This window comes from Janthinobacterium sp. FW305-128 (assembly GCF_020858135.1).
In the GTDB taxonomy this organism is placed as follows: domain Bacteria; phylum Pseudomonadota; class Gammaproteobacteria; order Burkholderiales; family Burkholderiaceae_D; genus Janthinobacterium.
In genome coordinates this window covers 574,813-590,494 of sequence record NZ_JACYMK010000001.1, presented here as the reverse complement: position 1 = coordinate 590,494, position 15,682 = coordinate 574,813, and the positions used below count along the sequence as shown (strand labels likewise).

The 15,682-nt window shown below is 63.5% G+C and carries 17 protein-coding genes; 6 read left to right on the top strand and 11 right to left on the bottom strand.

All coding sequences use genetic code 11. From position 1 onward, the window contains the following. Positions 1-10 precede the first annotated feature (10 nt). From IGS60_RS02710 to IGS60_RS02685, 6 genes are all read right to left on the bottom strand, one after another. On the bottom strand, positions 11-217 hold the full coding sequence (locus tag IGS60_RS02710; RefSeq protein ID WP_070223057.1) for a hypothetical protein: 207 nt from the start codon (positions 215-217) through the stop codon (positions 11-13). Between the two features lie 80 nt (positions 218-297). After that, positions 298-1,212 (bottom strand): site-specific tyrosine recombinase XerD, encoded by a 915-nt coding sequence (gene xerD, locus IGS60_RS02705; RefSeq protein ID WP_175444799.1) that lies wholly within the window; start codon positions 1,210-1,212, stop codon positions 298-300. Further along, positions 1,212-1,712 (bottom strand): methylated-DNA--[protein]-cysteine S-methyltransferase, encoded by a 501-nt coding sequence (locus IGS60_RS02700; RefSeq protein WP_230502205.1) that lies wholly within the window; start codon positions 1,710-1,712, stop codon positions 1,212-1,214. The genes xerD and IGS60_RS02700 overlap by 1 nt, the downstream gene beginning before the upstream one ends. 425 nt (positions 1,713-2,137) lie before the next feature. Further along, complete coding sequence (locus tag IGS60_RS02695) at positions 2,138-3,418, bottom strand: TRAP transporter large permease (RefSeq protein WP_070223052.1); 1,281 nt, start codon at positions 3,416-3,418, stop codon at positions 2,138-2,140. Then, complete coding sequence (locus IGS60_RS02690) at positions 3,415-3,987, bottom strand: TRAP transporter small permease (protein ID WP_034746865.1); 573 nt, start codon at positions 3,985-3,987, stop codon at positions 3,415-3,417. The genes IGS60_RS02695 and IGS60_RS02690 overlap by 4 nt, the downstream gene beginning before the upstream one ends. Before the next feature lie 116 nt (positions 3,988-4,103). Further along, positions 4,104-5,102 (bottom strand): TRAP transporter substrate-binding protein, encoded by a 999-nt coding sequence (locus tag IGS60_RS02685; RefSeq protein ID WP_070223050.1) that lies wholly within the window; start codon positions 5,100-5,102, stop codon positions 4,104-4,106. A gap of 130 nt (positions 5,103-5,232) precedes the next feature. Here IGS60_RS02685 and IGS60_RS02680 point away from each other — a divergent pair, with 130 nt between their 5' ends. Both IGS60_RS02680 and IGS60_RS02675 read left to right on the top strand, forming a co-directional pair. After that, positions 5,233-7,257: a PAS domain S-box protein gene (locus tag IGS60_RS02680; RefSeq protein WP_230502203.1), complete on the top strand. Its 2,025-nt coding sequence runs from the start codon at positions 5,233-5,235 to the stop codon at positions 7,255-7,257. A 26-nt stretch (positions 7,258-7,283) separates the two neighbouring features. Beyond that, positions 7,284-7,868: a response regulator transcription factor gene (locus tag IGS60_RS02675; protein WP_070287725.1), complete on the top strand. Its 585-nt coding sequence runs from the start codon at positions 7,284-7,286 to the stop codon at positions 7,866-7,868. Positions 7,869-7,966: 98 nt separating this feature from the next. Here the strand turns inward: IGS60_RS02675 and IGS60_RS02670 are convergent, their stop codons facing one another. Then, the gene (locus IGS60_RS02670; protein WP_230502201.1) at positions 7,967-8,794 is read right to left on the bottom strand and encodes a siderophore-interacting protein; all 828 of its coding nucleotides are present in this window, start codon (positions 8,792-8,794) and stop codon (positions 7,967-7,969) included. 22 nt (positions 8,795-8,816) lie between these two features. Continuing rightward, positions 8,817-9,368, bottom strand: coding sequence for a PadR family transcriptional regulator (locus IGS60_RS02665; RefSeq protein WP_230502199.1), 552 nt, complete (start codon positions 9,366-9,368; stop codon positions 8,817-8,819). Between the two features lie 242 nt (positions 9,369-9,610). On the opposite strand from IGS60_RS02665, the gene IGS60_RS02660 reads away from it, so the two are divergent. Continuing rightward, complete coding sequence (locus IGS60_RS02660; protein ID WP_230502195.1) at positions 9,611-9,955, top strand: DUF3052 family protein; 345 nt, start codon at positions 9,611-9,613, stop codon at positions 9,953-9,955. Between the two features lie 6 nt (positions 9,956-9,961). Here the strand turns inward: IGS60_RS02660 and queG are convergent, their stop codons facing one another. Next, positions 9,962-11,053 carry a tRNA epoxyqueuosine(34) reductase QueG gene (gene queG / locus IGS60_RS02655; RefSeq protein WP_230502193.1) on the bottom strand — a complete coding sequence of 364 codons (1,092 nt, stop codon included), beginning with the start codon at positions 11,051-11,053 and terminating at the stop codon, positions 9,962-9,964. Between the two features lie 78 nt (positions 11,054-11,131). On the opposite strand from queG, the gene tsaE reads away from it, so the two are divergent. Genes tsaE through IGS60_RS02640 form a run of 3 tightly spaced genes read left to right on the top strand, consistent with a single transcriptional unit; the run spans position 11,132 to position 13,832 of the window. Further along, complete coding sequence (gene tsaE, locus IGS60_RS02650; RefSeq protein ID WP_070223037.1) at positions 11,132-11,620, top strand: tRNA (adenosine(37)-N6)-threonylcarbamoyltransferase complex ATPase subunit type 1 TsaE; 489 nt, start codon at positions 11,132-11,134, stop codon at positions 11,618-11,620. Next, positions 11,584-12,981 (top strand): N-acetylmuramoyl-L-alanine amidase, encoded by a 1,398-nt coding sequence (locus tag IGS60_RS02645; protein WP_230502192.1) that lies wholly within the window; start codon positions 11,584-11,586, stop codon positions 12,979-12,981. Before tsaE ends, IGS60_RS02645 begins: the two co-directional genes overlap by 37 nt. Positions 12,982-12,995: 14 nt before the next feature. After that, a complete protein-coding gene (locus IGS60_RS02640) occupies positions 12,996-13,832 on the top strand; it encodes a D-hexose-6-phosphate mutarotase (protein ID WP_230502190.1) in 837 nt (278 codons plus the stop codon). On the opposite strand, the gene IGS60_RS02635 is transcribed toward IGS60_RS02640, so the two are convergent. Then, on the bottom strand, positions 13,829-14,860 hold the full coding sequence (locus IGS60_RS02635) for a carbonic anhydrase (RefSeq protein ID WP_070312282.1): 1,032 nt from the start codon (positions 14,858-14,860) through the stop codon (positions 13,829-13,831). The genes IGS60_RS02640 and IGS60_RS02635 overlap by 4 nt on opposite strands. Positions 14,861-15,017: 157 nt before the next feature. After that, positions 15,018-15,668 carry a VTT domain-containing protein gene (locus IGS60_RS02630; RefSeq protein ID WP_070223029.1) on the bottom strand — a complete coding sequence of 217 codons (651 nt, stop codon included), beginning with the start codon at positions 15,666-15,668 and terminating at the stop codon, positions 15,018-15,020. Between the last annotated feature and the right edge of the window lie 14 nt (positions 15,669-15,682).

Below are 15,682 nucleotides of genomic sequence, written 5' to 3'. Positions count from 1 at the left end.
AACAGGGGAATTACTGCGGCTGGGCAGGAGCGTCGCCAGCGGCGGCTGGATCAGCGTCGACGTCTGCGTCGTCCGCTTCCGGCTCATCGCCCTCGCTGCCGTCGGCCGGCTTCGGATTGTTCTTCGCTTCCAGCTTGCGCCTGGCTTTTTCCTCGGCTTTCTTCTTCTTTTCCAGCTCTTTTTGCCGTTTTTCGTATTGGAAATTTGTCTTGGCCATTTACTACCTCTTTAGTTTTTAGATGTTACAGATAAGCATATAAGGCACATTATGACGTAGTTGGAGCAAACTCCAAATGTTTAGCCTCGCGGATGATGCTGCGCATGCAGCAGTTTCAGCCGTTCACGGGCCACATGCGTGTAAATCTGCGTGGTGGAAATATCGGAGTGCCCCAGTAACAATTGCACAACACGCAAGTCCGCACCGTGGTTCAGCAAATGCGTGGCGAACGCGTGGCGCAAGGTATGCGGCGACAGCGGTGCCGTGATGCCCGCGTTCAGCGCGTGTTTCTTGATGATGACCCAGAACATTTGCCGCGTCATGGCGCCGCCGCGCCGCGTGACGAACAGCGCGTCGTCCATCTGCCCGTCGAGGATGACGCCGCGCGCCTCCTTCAGGTAGCGCTCGATCCACAGCCGCGCCTGTTCGCCGAACGGCACCAGGCGCGTCTTGCTGCCCTTGCCCGTGATGCGCAGCACGCCATCGTTCAGGCTCAGTTCCACGGATTGCAAGTCCACCAGTTCCGACACGCGCAAGCCGCTGGCATACATGAGTTCGAGCATCGTGCGCTCGCGCAAGCCCAGCGGCGTGCTCACGTCGGGTGCCGCCAGCAAGGCTTCCACCTGCGCTTCGCTCAGGGTATGCACGAAGCGCGCCGGCTGCTTGGCCGACACCATCTTCAGGCATGGGTCGGCCGCGATATGCTTGTGCCGCAAGGCCAGCTGGTAAAAACGCTTGAGCACGGAGAGGCGCCGGTTCGACGACGTCGCCTTGCTTTCGTCGTGGCGGGCGGCGAAATACGCCTCGATGTCGGCCGTGGATACCTCGTACAGGCCCTCGCGCCCGGGCCGTGCCACTTCCAGCCAGCGGGCGAACAGCCGCATGTCGCGCCGGTAGGCATCGAGCGAGTTTTTCGACAGGCCGTCTTCCAGCCACAGGCTGTCGCAGAATTCATCGATCAGGGTGGCGTTGTCGGGCGCCAGCAGACTGTTCATCATCGGTAAGCTTCCACGCCTTCATGCGCCAGCAGCCAGCGCTTGACGCCCAGGTGGAAGCCGGTCGCATCGTCATGGTGGGCAAAGCCGCCCAGGCCGCCGGCGGCCGTCACGCGGTGGCAAGGGATCACCACGGGAAACCAGTTGGCGCCGCAGGCCTGGCCGACGGCGCGCGGGGCCGAACCGATCAGGCGCGCCACGTCGCCATACGTGCGCACCTGGCCGCGCGGGATACCGGCGATCGCCGCCCATACCCGTTGCTGGTAAGCGCTGCCCAGGCCCGCCAGCGGCAAGTCGAACGGCGCATCGGGGTCGCGGAAATAGCGCGCCAGTTGTTCGCACGCCCGCTCGGAGACGGCATCCTGCGCGTCTTTCTCGGCAAAGTGCGGCGGCAGGTAGACCAATTCGCATACCTGGCCGTCCTGCGCGCGCACGCCCATGGCGCCGAACGGCGCGGCCACGATGGCGCTGAACAGTTCACTGCCCTGTTGTTTTTTCATCTGCTGATCATTATTCAAGTGTGGCATATATGCAACTTGCCGGCGCCGGAAACCGCGCCACGGGAATTATGCACCGACTTTGGGCGTGCCGGCGGACGTTTCCTGCGCACGAAAAAAAAGCGCACCAGCCGGTGCGCTTCAAATATTGCTTCACGTTCCCGGTCGTTTGGGTCCGCCGGTGCCGGCTTGTGGCCGCAGACAGCTATGACTCAACAACTTCTGTGAAACGTGTGTCTCCTCAATATATCCCCGGTATCAATACCGTTTTTATAGACCACTCCCCCACTAACCTTGTTGCCAATTCTGTATTTCAGCCTTGCTACCGGGGCGCATATGCATATACGTGTTTCCCCTTAAGGCTGCCCATCATAGCGCATTTGTTCGGCAGGATCGACTTTTTTTGCACCATGAAGGGGACAACTGTTTTAGTTGTAAATTAAATTTGGCAGCCACAGCGAGATTTGTGGTACGTAGGTAATCAAGCCCAGGAAGGCCAGCATCGTCAGCAGCCATGGCATCACGGCCACGGTCAGCTCCGAGATGCCCATCTTGGTGATGCCGGACGCCACGTACAGATTCAAGCCCACGGGCGGATGGCACATGCCCACTTCCATGTTGACCACGATCAGGATGCCGAAGTGCACGGGATCGATGCCCAGCTTCATGGCGACGGGGAACAAGATCGGGGCCATGATCAGCACAATGGACGACGGCTCCATGACGTTACCAGCCAACAACAACAGTACGTTGACCACCAGCAAGAAGCTGATCACGCCCAGGCCCTTGCCCGTGATCCATTCGGCCATCGCCTGCGGGATGTTTTCGCTGGTCATCAGGAACGAGAACAGCACGGCATTCGTGATGATGTACAACAGCATCGCCGACATGGCGGCCGAGTCGAGCAAGACCTTGCCCACTTGCTTGATCTTCAAGTCCTTGTAGACGAAGACGGCGATGATGAAGGCGTACACGGCAGCCATGGCGGCCGCTTCCGTCGGCGTAAACGCGCCCGAATAGATGCCGCCCATGACGATGACGATCAACAGCAGGCCCCAGGCGCTCTTCTTGAACGTGACGAAGCGCTCGCCCCAGCTGGCCTTCTGCATGCGCGGATAGTTGTGCTTGCGCGCCAAGAACCACGTGGTCAGGCCCAGCAGCATGGCCAGCATCATGCCGGGAATCACGCCCGCCATGAACAGCTTGCCCACGGACGTGTTCGTGCTGACGGAATACATCACCATCACGATCGAGGGCGGGATCAGGATGCCCAGCGCGCCCGAAGTCGTGATGACGCCGGCGCCGAAACCGCGCGGATAGCCCTGCTTGACCATGGCCGGCAGGATGATGGAGCCGATCGCCACCACGGTGGCGGGGCTGGAGCCGGAAACGGCGGCAAACAGCGCGCACGCCATCACGCCGGCCAGCGCCAGGCCGCCATGCCAGTGGCCGACCATGGAGCTGGCGAAGTTGATCATGCGCCGCGCCACCCCGCCATGCGTGAGGAAGTTACCCGCCAAAATGAAGAACGGGATGGCCATGATTTCGAATTTCTCGATGCCCGTGAAGATCTTCAGGGCCACCGATTCGATGGGCACGCTGGTCATGGTGAACAGGAACGTCAATACCGTCAGGCCCAGCGAAATGGAGATCGGCATGCCGGTCAGCATCAGCGCCAGCAGCAGCACAAAAATAATCAGCGCGTTCATGCCTTGGCTCCTTTTTCTTCCGCCGTCAGTTCATCTTCCAGGCCCTCGACGTGCGAGTGGTCGTGTTTTGGCAGGGCGCCCGTCTTGATGAAATGCACCATCACCTGCAGGAAGCGGAAGCACATCAGGTAGGAACCGAGCGGCACGGCCAGGTAGACCAGCCACATCGGTATTTCCATGTCGGCCGAAGTCTGGTCCGTGTGGCCGATCGACCACACGAAGCTGGCGCCCAGGGTCCCGACGATGCCCGTAAACAGGGCGCCGGCGCCCAGGCCGAAGACGATGAAACGGTCGCGCCAGCGCGGGTTCATGCGGTTGATCAGGACGTCGACGCCCACGTGGATGCCCGTGCGCACGCCATACGCGGCGCCGAACTTGGCCATCCAGACGAACATGTAGATGCACAGTTCCTGGGCCCAGCTGGTGTTGATTTGAATCAGGAAGTCTTGCAGGCCCGGAATCGGCAAGCCTGCCAGGTAGCGGTGCACGACCGCGACGAAGATGATGAAGGTGGCCGCGCCCATCAGGGTCGCGATCAGCCACTCTTCCAGGTGATCCAGAAATTTCATGGTGGACTTTCAAAGAATGCGGGTGCACGCACTCCCGCGCAGGACGCGCGGGAGTCGTTCAAACGGACCGGCAGGGATGCCCTGCCTGCCGCGCCAGGCGGCGCGGCCAGCGCTGCTTACTTCGCGCTTTCCTTGTTGATGGCCGAGATCAGATCCTTGCCGATGCGCCCTTCCATGGCCTTCTGCACGGGTGCCAGCGCCTTGCGCCATTCGGCCTGTTCCTGCACCGTCAGCGTATAGATCTGCGTCTTGCCCGCTTTCTTGATGGCGTCGAGGGCCTGGTCGTTGTCGCGCTGGGCGATGGCTTTTTCAAACGTGGTCGCCTCGCGCATGGCTTTTTCCAGCTGCGTGCGGATATCAGGCGGCAAGCCATCCCAGAATTTCTTGTTGACGATGACGGCATAGCCCAGGTAGCCGTGGTTCGACACGGTCACGTGCTTTTGCACTTCATGCATCTTTTGCGTGTACATATTCGATGGCGGATTTTCCGTGCCGTCGACCACGCCCGTCTGCAGCGCCTGATACACTTCCGAGAAGGCCAGCACCTGCGGGTTGGCGCCCAGCGCGCGCATTTGCGCGTCAAGCACCTTCGACGACTGGATGCGCATTTTCAGGCCCTTGAAGTCGGCCGGGGTATGCAGCGGCTTGTTGGCCGACATCACCTTGAAGCCATTGTCCCAGTAGGCCAGGCCCGTGATACCCTTGGGCTCGAGCTTTTTCAGCAGGCTCTTGCCGATTTCGCCTTCGGTGACGTTGTACAACGCCGTCTTGGTGGGGAAGATGTAGGGCAGGTCGAACGCTTCGAATTCCTTCACGCCCAGCGGGCCGAACTTGGCCAGCGATGGCGCCAGCATCTGCACGGCGCCCAGCTGCAGCGCTTCGAGTTCTTCCTTGTCCTTGTACAGCTGGCTGTTCGGGTACAGTTCGACCTTGACCTTGCCATTCGTGGCTTTTTCGGCCAGCTGCTTGAAGCGCTCGGCGGCCTGGCCTTTCGGCGTGTCCGTGGCCACGACGTGGCTGAACTTGATGACGATGGGGGCTTGCGCGTAAGCGTGGACGCCGGCGGTGGCGCCGATGGCCGCGCACAGCGCGACGAACATGGTTTTCATCTGCATTTTTGTCTCCTGAATGGTGTTTAGAAAAACTTTATTATTTGTCTACTTGAATATTGTGCCAAAGAAACTGCCTCGGCTATTGTGGTTAACCACAATAGCCGGTTCCCGATAAGCCGCTACCCTGCCAGCCATGCCGACTCCCCCCACCCTTGCGCGCCGCTTCAAGCTATCGAGTCCGATGCGCTGGCTGCTGCCCGTCATCCTGCTGCTGCTGTTCCTCTCCATCCTGTTCTGGCTACCCTGGCAGGCACGCCAGATGGAAAGCAACGAGCGCCAGGAGCAGCTGATCGCCGATACGCTGTGGGTGGAGCAGACCATCCGCTTCCAGCTGGCGCGCAACGAGGAAAGCCTGTTCAACCTGGGCGTGGACATCGCCAGCGGCTCCCTGTCGGCGGAAAAAGTGCACGAAAGGCTGCAGCAGATGCTGCGCAATGGCCGCGAATTGCAGCGCGTGCTGTGGCTCGATACCAACGGCAACGTGCTGGCCACCAGCGACAACAATCTGCCGCACGCCCTGGCGTTTGCGCCGGCCTCGCTGACGGCGGCCGACAATGCGCGCCGCCTGCACCGGGGCCAATACGCCCAGCCTTCGCAGCAGACGGGCTTTCCCGATGCGCCGCCGGGCGCCATGCTGATGGATTACCACCAGCCCCTGTTCGATGGTCAGCGCTATGTCGGCAGCCTGGTGGCCACCTATCAGATCAGCAGCCTGCTCGATGAAATGGTGCCGTGGTGGTTTGCGCAGGATAACCAGATTTCGCTGATTGACCGCGACGACAAGGTGCTGGCGCGGCGCGCCGCCGCCGGTCCCGGCCACGGCGTGTACACGCACAAGCGCGCGCTCGACGTGCCCGGCGCCACCATCACCCTGTTTACCGACAGCGTGAAAAGCCAGCCCAAGCTGCTGCCCAATCTGCTGGTCGGCTCCGTCATCGCCCTGTCGCTGGGTTTATTATGGAGCTTGCTGGCCCTGTGGCGCCACATCTCGCGCCGCCTGGTGGCCGAAGGCGCGCTGCGCCAGCAGATGCTGTTCCGCACGGCGATGGAAAATTCTTTGGTGACGGGCATGCGCGCGCGCGACCTGGAAGGCCGCGTCACCTACGTGAATCCGGCGTTTTGCCAGATCGTCGGCTATCCGCCCGAGGAAATCCTGGGCCGTTTGCCGCCCATGCCCTACTGGGTGCCGGAGGCGCTGGAGGAATACCAGCAGCGCTTCGTCAAGGCCCTGGCCGGCAATCCCACGCCGCAGTTCGAAACCTATTTCCAGCGCCCGGACGGCACGCGCGTGCCCGTGCTGATCTTCGAAGCGCCGCTGGTGGACAAGAATGGCCAGCAGACGGGCTGGATGGGTTCCGTGCTCGACATCTCGGACCGCAAGCGCGTCGAGGAACTCAATCGCCAGCAGCAGGAAAAGCTGCAAACGAGCTCGCGCCTGGCCACCATGGGCGAGCTGGCGTCGATGCTGGCGCATGAACTGAACCAGCCGCTGGCGGCCATTTCCAGCTACACGACAGGGGCCTTGAATTTGATCCGGCGCGCCATCGAGCATGACGCCCCCGTCGATCCGGGCACCCTGAAGCCGGCGCTGGAACAGGCCAGCGCGCAGGCGCAGCGGGCCGGCCAGATCATCCGCAGCGTGCACGATTTCGTGCGCAAGAGCGAACCGCAGCGCCAGGATATCGCCCTGCGCACCCTGATCGACGGCATCCGCGCGCTGATCGACCTGCAGGCGCGCAAATACTATGTCACCATCCAGGAAGAGCTGCCGCCGGACCTGCCGCTGCTGCGCGCCGACCCCGTGATGATCGAGCAAGTGCTGCTGAACCTGACGCGCAACGCCATCGAGGCCATGCAGGATGCGGCGCCCGGACGGCGTATCATGCGTCTGCGGGCCAGCCACGACGCGCAGCAAGGCATGGTGACGGTGGACGTGATCGACCATGGCCACGGCATCCCGGTGGACGTGGCCGAGCGGCTGTTTTCGCCGTTTTTCTCGACCAAGTCCGAAGGCATGGGCATGGGCTTGAACATCTGCCGCACCGCCATCGAATTTCACGGCGGCGCGCTGACCTTCGGCGCCAACCCCGCTGGCGGTACCATCTTTACCTTCAGCGTGCCGGCCGCGCCGCGCGCCGCACCAGGCAATAACGCATAACGAATAACCGACAAGCCGGAGACACCATGCTACACATCATCGACGACGAAGAAGTCGTGCGCGACTCCCTCTCCTGGCTGGCCGCCTCGCGCAGCATCGAGGCGCGCAGCTACGCCAGCGCCCAGCAATTTCTCGATAGCCTCGACGGCGGCTTCGACGCCGCCGGCGACTGCGTGCTGCTCGACGTGCGCATGCCCGACATGAACGGCATCGCCCTGTTCGACCAGCTGGTCAAGCGCGACCTGACGGCGCGCCTGCCCGTGATTTTCCTCACCGGCCACGGCGACGTGCCGATGGCCGTCGACAGCCTGAAACGGGGGGCCTTCGATTTCTTTGAAAAGCCGTTCAACGACAACGACCTGATGGACCGCGTGCAGCAGGGCCTGGCCAACTCGCGCCAGGCGGGCGAACTGGCCGCCGTGCACGCGCGCCTGGCCACCCTGTCGACGCGCGAACGCGAAGTGCTGGACCTGATTTTGGCGGGCAAGATGAACAAGGTGGTGGCCGACAAGCTGGGCATCAGCATGCGCACCGTGGAAGTCCACCGCGCGCATATCTTCGACAAGATGCAGGTCAAGACGGCGGTGGAGCTGGCGGGGTTGTTGAAGTAATGGCGGTAACGTTGGATTACGCCGTATATTGCAACGCAGGTCGGCGTAGGTCGGGTTAGCGCAAAGCGCGTAACCCGACACCACCACCACTACCACCATCAAGCATCGTGATGCTCATGGTGCTCCGCCGCCCCATGCTTCCAGTAACTGGCCACATGCAGATGCTGCTTCGGCACCCCGGCGTCGATAAAATGCCCGCGCAAGCCCTGCACCTGCGCGTGCTCGCACGCCACCCACACGTAGCCGTCTCCCTCTGACGGCAGCGCGATCTGGCGCAAGGCGTCGAGCAGCAGCGGACCCTGGCGGCCATTGCGTGCCACCCAGCGCACGTCCAGCTGCGCCGCGCACTCGAGCGCGATCTGCTCGCCGTCTTCGACGATCTCGATCACGGCGATGGCCCGCGCCGTAGCCGGCAGCTGCTCCAGGCGGCGGGCGATGGCCGGCAAGGCCGTCTGGTCGCCCACCAGCACATACCAGTCGAAGTCGAGCGGCACCAGCATGGAGCCGCGCGGCCCGCCCACGCCCAGGGTCTGGCCGGGCGCCGCTTGCGCCGCCCACAACGATGCAGGCCCGTCGCCATGCAGCACGAAGTCGATTTCCAGCTCGCGCCGTTCGGCGTCGTAGCGGCGCGGCGTGTAATTGCGGGCGATGGGGCGCGGCCCTTCCGCATACTCGATGGGATTGGCGCCATTGCCCAGCACGGGGAACACGGGCGTGGTCTGACCCGGGGCGGGGAAGAACAGTTTCACGTGGTCGTCGTGCGCGGGCGAGACAAAGCCGTCCAGGTCGTCGCCCGCCAGTGTGATGCGGCGCATGTGCGGCGTCAGCTGTTCGGTACGCACGACGGTGAGCACGCGCAGTTTCAAGTCATGCCGCACGCGTTCGATGGCGTGCGGGCGTGGGATTGCAGTTGAGGCAGTAGTCATTGCGTATCCTTGTAAAGTGGGCTCAGTGGCCGTCGACGATGGCGTTCGCCGCCTGTTCCAGCACGGCGGACACGCGTTCGGCTTCCGCTTCGCTCCAGTTAGTCTTGTTCAGCAACAGCGCATGCTTGAGGGTGTGCATGGCCTGGCGCACGCGCTCGGGCAAGGCGTTGCGCGCCTGGACGCGGGCAAACATGTCGAGGCGGGCCAGGATGCCGTCCACCTGGGCGCGATTCTCGTCGAGATAGGCGCGCCCCAGCTCCGTGATCGTGTAGAGCTTCTTGCCGCTGGCGCTTTCGGAGGACGTCACATGATCCTGCTCTTCCAGCAAGGTCAAGGTCGGATACACGGCCCCGGGGCTGGGGGCATACGCGCCGCCGCAACGCTCTTCGATGGCCTTGATGATTTCGTAGCCGTGACGGGGGCTGATTTCGATCAGCGCCAGCACGATCAGCGGCAGATCGCCGCGGCCGAAGACGCGCTCGGCCCGTTCGCCGCGCCCGCCCCGGCCACCGGGGCCGCCATGGCCCATGCCGTCGCCGCGCTCGTCGAAGCCGCGCGGGCCGCGGCCGTGCATGAAGTATTCGTGACGGTGTTCGTGGCGATGCCCGCCTTGATGGTGATGGTGATGCTGGCCGCAATGGCCGTGTTCTGCGTGGTGTGAGTTTCTCATGTTTTCTCTTTAAAGATATATCGTTAGTAGGTATCGCTATTTTATAACGATATATCGATAAGTCAAGGAGAAATTTGTTATGCTCGTCTTTTCTCCCTCCACGCGTGAATGCCATGCCCGACAAAACCGTTGCTGAAAAAATGGTTGTGAAAAATGCCAGAGCCCTGGCCGTGCTCAATGACGGCGGCGAGCATGCCGCCCTGCTGGCGCAGTTGCCGGCCGAACGGCGGGTGAGCGAAGGAGAGAACGCCGACTGGCTACTGCTGTTCGCGCGCAGCCGCGCGGAACTGGAGCAGTTCCTGCCGGCGGCGCAGGCGCGGCTGGCGCCGGGCGGCGCGGTCTGGGTGGCGTACCGCAAGGGTGGCATCAAGGCGGGCAGCGATATCCACCGCGACGATATTCGCCTGTATGCGCAGGCAACAGGTCTCGACAGCGTGGCGATGATCGCCATCGACAGCGAGTGGTCGGCGCTGCGCCTGAAGCAGGTTTAAAAAACGCTAGGCGATGCCGTGCAAGGCCAGTGCCCATTCGACGTGTTCGCGCACGATGGCAGACGGATGCGCGCGGCGCGACAGCAGGGCCGCGACGATGTCGGCCTGGCCCCGTGCCTTGGCGGCCGCGTTGCCCATGCCGACGGCCAGGTTGCGCAGCCAGCGTTCGTGGCCGATGCGGCGGATCGCGCTGCCTTCCATGCGGCGGTTGAATTCCTCTTCCGTCCAGGCGAACAGTTCCACCATGCCGGCGCTGCCCAGGCTGTGGCGCTCGTCGAAGTCGGGCACGACGGCGCGCTGGGCGAACTTGTTCCACGGGCAGACGGTCTGGCAATCGTCGCAGCCGTACACCTTGTTGCCGATCAGGGGACGCATCTCGACGGGAATCGCGCCCTTCAGCTCAATCGTCAGGTAGGAGATACAGCGGCGCGCGTCAAGCTGGTACGGCCCCAGGATGGCTTGCGTCGGGCACACCGTGATGCACGCCGAGCACTGGCCGCAGCGCGGGGTCTCCGGCGGGTCGACGGGCAGCGGCACGTCGATGAGGATCTCGCCGAGGAAAAAGAAGGAACCGCCCTGTCGGTTGATCAGCAAGGTGTGCTTGCCGCGCCAGCCCAGGCCGCCCTTTTGCGCCAGCTCGACTTCCATCACGGGCGCCGAATCGCTGAAGACGCGGTAGCCGAAGTCGCCGATCTCGCCCTTGATGCGGTCGGCCAGCTGCTGCAGGCGCGAGCGCATCACCTTGTGATAGTCGCGGCCCCGCGCATACACGGAGATCACGGCCGCCGCGGGGTCGGCGTCGCGCACCGCCTCGTGTGCGCGCCAGTCGGGGCCCAGCGCCGGCGGCAGGTAGTTCATGCGCGCGCTGATGGCGCGCACCGTGCCCGGCACCAGTTCGGCCGGGCGCGCGCGCTTCATGCCGTGGCTGGCCATGTAATCCATTTCGCCGTGATACCCTGCATCGAGCCAGGCCTGCAACGGTGCTTCCATGTGCGACAGGTCCACGTCGGCGATGCGCACCTCGGCAAAACCCAGCTCGCGCCCCCATTCCTTGATGGTGCGCGCCAGGACGGCGAGATCGGTGGTGGTGGCGGACATAGGGGACTTTACGGAAAACGGCAGGCGCGCGGGCGGTTACAATGACAGCAGCCTCCATTTTATGCGATACGGAAGATCATGACCGAACACTTCACAGCCCACCTCCACGACGAAGCCGGCACCGCCGCGCTGGGCGCCGCGCTGGCGCGCGCGCTGGCGCCCGGCCTGGCGATCTACCTGCACGGCGACCTGGGCGCCGGCAAGACGGCCCTCACGCGCGCCCTGCTGCACGCGGCCGGCCACGCGGGCCACGTCAAAAGTCCCACCTACACCTTGTCAGAACCGTACACGGTGCAGCTCGACGGCCAGAGCGTCAACGTCATCCACTTCGACCTGTACCGCATGGGCAGTGCCGAGGAATTCCTCGACGCGGGCTTTCGCGAAGACTTCGACGGACGCAATATCTGCATCGTCGAATGGCCGGAGAAAGCCGAACCGGTGCTGCCGCCTGCCGACCTGAATATTTATTTGAACGTTGCGGGTACAGGACGTGATGTAGAATTGCAAGCGTCTTCTGAATTGGGTCTGTCATGCCTTCACCGTCTCAAATTCGCCCCGAACCTTTGATCTCCTCGCCCATCACCCGGCGCACGGTGCTCAAGGCCGGCGGCACCCTGCTGTTGTCCGTGTTCGCGCCCATGTCGGCGATGGCGGCGCAAATTCTCGCCGTGCGCGTCTGGCCGGCCGAGGACTACACCCGCGTCACCCTGGAAAACGACAGCATCCTCAAGGCGACCCACTTCATCGTCAAGGACCCGGAACGGCTGGTGGTCGACATCGAAGGGCTGGAACTCAATCCCACCTTGAAGGGCCTGGTGGCGAAGATCCAGTCGAACGACCCGTACATCAAGCAGGTGCGCGTGGGCCAGAACCGGCCCAATGTCGTGCGCCTCGTATTCGACCTGAAGGAGGAAGTCACGCCGCAGCTGTTTACCCTACCGCCGGCCGGCTCCTACAACCACCGCCTGATCTTCGACCTGTATCCCGTGCGCGAGCCGGACCTGATCGCGCAAATGATCGAAAAGGGCGACTGGTCGAGCGACCCCGCCAAGCCCCTGATGTCCGACACGCATACGCCGCCGCCCGCGCTGCCGCTGCCCGAGAGCGGCAAGCCGCCCGTGGCCGCCGTCACGCCGGTAACGCCGATCGTGCCGCCCATGCCCGAACTGCGTCCGGAACAGCGCCCCGAAGCGCGCCCCCTGCCGGGCCAGAAAGTGGTGCGCATGATTACCATCGCGCTCGATCCGGGCCACGGCGGCGAAGACCCGGGCGCCATGGGCAGCCGGGGCAGCCGCGAAAAAGACGTGGTGCTGGCCATCGCCAAGCGCCTCAAGACCAAGCTGGAATTGCAGCCGAACATGCGCGTCATGCTCACGCGCGACGCCGACTTCTTCGTCCCGCTGGGCATGCGCGTGGAAAAGGCGCGCAAGGTGCAGGCCGATCTGTTCGTCTCGATCCACGCCGATGCCTTCATCCAGCCGACGGCGCGCGGCTCGTCCGTCTTCGTGCTGTCCGAGAAAGGCGCCACCTCGACGGCCGCGCGCTGGCTGGCCAACAAGGAAAACCAGGCCGACCTGATCGGCGGCGTGAACGTGAAGAACCACGACAAGCAGCTGGCCAGCGTGCTGCTCGACCTGTCGACGACGGCGCAGATCAATGACAGCATGAAGCTGGGCAAGGCCGTGCTGCGCGAAATCGGCGGCATCAACCGCCTGCACAAGGGTTCCGTCGAGCAGGCCGGCTTCGCCGTGCTCAAAGCGCCGGACATCCCGTCCATCCTGATCGAGACGGCCTTCATCTCGAATCCGGAGGAAGAAGCCAAGCTGACCGACAACGGCTACCAGGACCAGATGGCCGACGCCATCGTCACGGGCATCAAGAATTATTTTGCGAAGAATCCGCCGCTGGCGAAAAGCCGTTTGACCTGACATGAAAGCCTAGCATGAGCAACAGCACCTTTGGCCAGCTGCCGGCCGTGACCATCCGCGCCGCCGATGGCGCGCAGGCGACCGTCACCCTGTACGGCGGCCACCTGGTCTCGTGGCAAACCAGCGATGGCCAGGAGTGCCTGTTCTGCAGCCGCGATTCCGCCCTCGACGGCAGCCGCGCCATCCGGGGCGGCGTGCCCGTGATCTTCCCCCAGTTCGGCGCGCGCGGCACGGGCATGCGCCACGGCTTTGCGCGCGTGGCGACCTGGCAGCTGGAATCGACGGGCGACGCCGATGGCACCGCATGGGCGCAATTCATCCTGCGGCACACGGACCTGCCGGAGGCGATCGCCGCCAGCTGGCCCTGGGCCTTCACCCTGCGCCTGCGCGTGGCGGTGCAAGGCCAATCGCTGGAACTGCACCTGTCCGTGCACAACACGGGCGAACAGGCGTTTCCGTTCTCGGCCGCCCTGCACAGCTATTTTGCGATCGATCGATTGAGCGAGGCCCGCGTTGGCGGCCTGCAGCGCGTGCGCTATTCGGATGAGACGCCGCAAGATGCCTTGCAGGCGGAAGATGAGCTGCAATTTTCGGACAAGCTGGACCGCATCTATTACCAGTTGCCGGGCGCCCTGACCCTGCAGTCCGGCGGCCACACCTTGCGCCTGGAGCAGCAGGGCTTCACGGATGCCGTCGTGTGGAACCCCGGCGCGCAGGACGCGGCCGCCCTGCCCGACCTGGGCGACGACGAGTACCAGCGCTTCATCTGCATCGAGCCTGCCCTGATCCAGCCCGACCTGCTGGCCGCCGGCGCCGAATGGACCGGCCGCCAGCGCCTGGAATTCGCTTAGTTGGATTCCTTGATGATGCGTCCGTTACCGGATTGCACCGGGCGCGCATTGAGCGGATACAAACGGCTGAACAGCGCCATCTGCGCCGGCGACGCCTGCACCGGCTGCTTCATCACCAGCCACAGCACGCCCTCGCTGCACGGCGGCGAAGTCAGCGATCCCATATACGTGTAGTAGTCGCGCCGCGCCGGCAGCATCTCGGCCGGGTCGAGCAAAATGGTCGGCTGCATGGTGTCGAATTTTTCCAGCGGCAGGTTGTTCCACACGGTCTGGATGGTCGCTTGCGGCGCGCCCCGCTCCAGCAGCAGCGCCAGCACCGCCAGCCGGCCTTCCGCATCGCGGTGCACCAGGTGCACCACCATTTCGAATGCCTTGCCATTGATGCGCTCTTCGGACGGACGGTGGAAATGGAATTGCTGCAGCTCGAACATGCGGTTCTGCACCGTGATGTAATTGCCGCCGCTCACGCCCACCTGCACCGTGTGGCCGTTGTCGACCACATTGAACGACGACGGATGGTAGTCAAAGCTGATCTGCTCGAGTTCCACCTTCATGCCATCGCGGATATCGATCGGCGACTGGCGGTTGCCATTGCCGCACTTGGCCCAGTCGACATTGATCTTGCTCCAGTTGGCCGGACCACTCTCCCCCTCGTACGACCAGTGCGTGCCGCGCGCCACGGGCGGCGGTGGCGGCGGCGCGGCCTTCACCACGGCGGCGCGCTTGGCGCGGGCGGCGGCGCGGGCCGCCTGGGTGGCGCGCATTTCCGCCAGGCGCGCCGCGATGCGTTCGGACAGGTCGACTTCGGCCGCTTCTTCCTTCTCGCGCGCCGTGGGCGCGACGACGACAGGCGCCTTGGCCTCCTTGCCCTTCACCGATTCGGTCAGGGTTTTCATGGCGGCCGCGCGCGCCGACGCCGACATCGGCGCGGAGGCGGCCGCGCTCGCCGAAGCGGGGGCATCTTTGGCGCTTGCCATGGCCGCCATCGCGGCAAGGCTGCAAGCTAACAGGGCGCTCAAATGTCGCATGGAAATCCAGAAAGTGAGAATACCTTCTGGTTTACGGCTGGAAAGCAACAAAACTTGAATCAGCGCAGGCGTAATACAGAAACAACGGAGAGAAAAACGGGATCCGGGGCCGGCTGCGGGCTGAGCCGCAGCGCGCTTGCCCCGGATCCATGCAGCCTTACGCCGACTTGCCGACCATGCGCTTGTAGAGTTTCCACAAGCCGCCCAGTACCACCGGCACGACGGCGGCGCCGACACCGATCAGCACGATCAAGGTCAGGTGGTCGCGGATCCACGGAATATTGCCGAAGAAGTAGCCCGCCGTCACCAGACCGACCACCCACAACAGGGCGCCCGTCACGTTGTACATCTGGAAGCGCGCATGCGTCATGTCGGAAATGCCGGCCACGAACGGGGCGAAGGTGCGCACCACCGGCACGAAACGGGCCAGGATGATGGTCTTGCCGCCGTGCTTTTCAAAGAATTCATGCGTGCGGCGCATGGCATCCTTGTTGATCCAGCGGTAATCGTGGGTAAACACCCTTTGCCCGATGGCCTCGCCTATCCAGTAATTGAGCGTGTTGCCCGTGACGGCGGCCGTCACCAACAAGGCGATCAGCAAGCCCAGGTGCATCTGTCCCGTCGCGCAAAACGCGCCGGCGATAAACAATAAGGTATCCCCAGGGAAGAAAAACAGTACCACGAGGCCTGTCTCGCAAAAAATAATGGCAAACAGCACCGCATACACGAGAGTACCGTACTGCTCGATCAAGAGGCCCAGCGTCTTGTCGACATGCACGATCATGTCGAGGAATTGCACAAAATCCATATATTTTTCCCTAA

Coding starts and splice junctions, on each gene's coding strand:
- tsaE (WP_070223037.1), top strand. CDS start 11,132: ATGACCGAACACTTCACAGCCCACCTCCACGACGAAGCCGGCACCGCC.
- IGS60_RS02680 (WP_230502203.1), top strand. CDS start 5,233: ATGCCGACTCCCCCCACCCTTGCGCGCCGCTTCAAGCTATCGAGTCCG.
- IGS60_RS02700 (WP_230502205.1), bottom strand. CDS start 1,712: ATGAAAAAACAACAGGGCAGTGAACTGTTCAGCGCCATCGTGGCCGCG.
- IGS60_RS02645 (WP_230502192.1), top strand. CDS start 11,584: ATGCCTTCACCGTCTCAAATTCGCCCCGAACCTTTGATCTCCTCGCCC.
- queG (WP_230502193.1), bottom strand. CDS start 11,053: ATGTCCGCCACCACCACCGATCTCGCCGTCCTGGCGCGCACCATCAAG.
- xerD (WP_175444799.1), bottom strand. CDS start 1,212: ATGAACAGTCTGCTGGCGCCCGACAACGCCACCCTGATCGATGAATTC.
- IGS60_RS02690 (WP_034746865.1), bottom strand. CDS start 3,987: ATGAAATTTCTGGATCACCTGGAAGAGTGGCTGATCGCGACCCTGATG.
- IGS60_RS02665 (WP_230502199.1), bottom strand. CDS start 9,368: ATGCACGGCCGCGGCCCGCGCGGCTTCGACGAGCGCGGCGACGGCATG.
- IGS60_RS02695 (WP_070223052.1), bottom strand. CDS start 3,418: ATGAACGCGCTGATTATTTTTGTGCTGCTGCTGGCGCTGATGCTGACC.
- IGS60_RS02635 (WP_070312282.1), bottom strand. CDS start 14,860: ATGCGACATTTGAGCGCCCTGTTAGCTTGCAGCCTTGCCGCGATGGCG.
- IGS60_RS02710 (WP_070223057.1), bottom strand. CDS start 217: ATGGCCAAGACAAATTTCCAATACGAAAAACGGCAAAAAGAGCTGGAA.
- IGS60_RS02630 (WP_070223029.1), bottom strand. CDS start 15,668: ATGGATTTTGTGCAATTCCTCGACATGATCGTGCATGTCGACAAGACG.
- IGS60_RS02670 (WP_230502201.1), bottom strand. CDS start 8,794: ATGACTACTGCCTCAACTGCAATCCCACGCCCGCACGCCATCGAACGC.
- IGS60_RS02675 (WP_070287725.1), top strand. CDS start 7,284: ATGCTACACATCATCGACGACGAAGAAGTCGTGCGCGACTCCCTCTCC.
- IGS60_RS02685 (WP_070223050.1), bottom strand. CDS start 5,102: ATGCAGATGAAAACCATGTTCGTCGCGCTGTGCGCGGCCATCGGCGCC.
- IGS60_RS02640 (WP_230502190.1), top strand. CDS start 12,996: ATGAGCAACAGCACCTTTGGCCAGCTGCCGGCCGTGACCATCCGCGCC.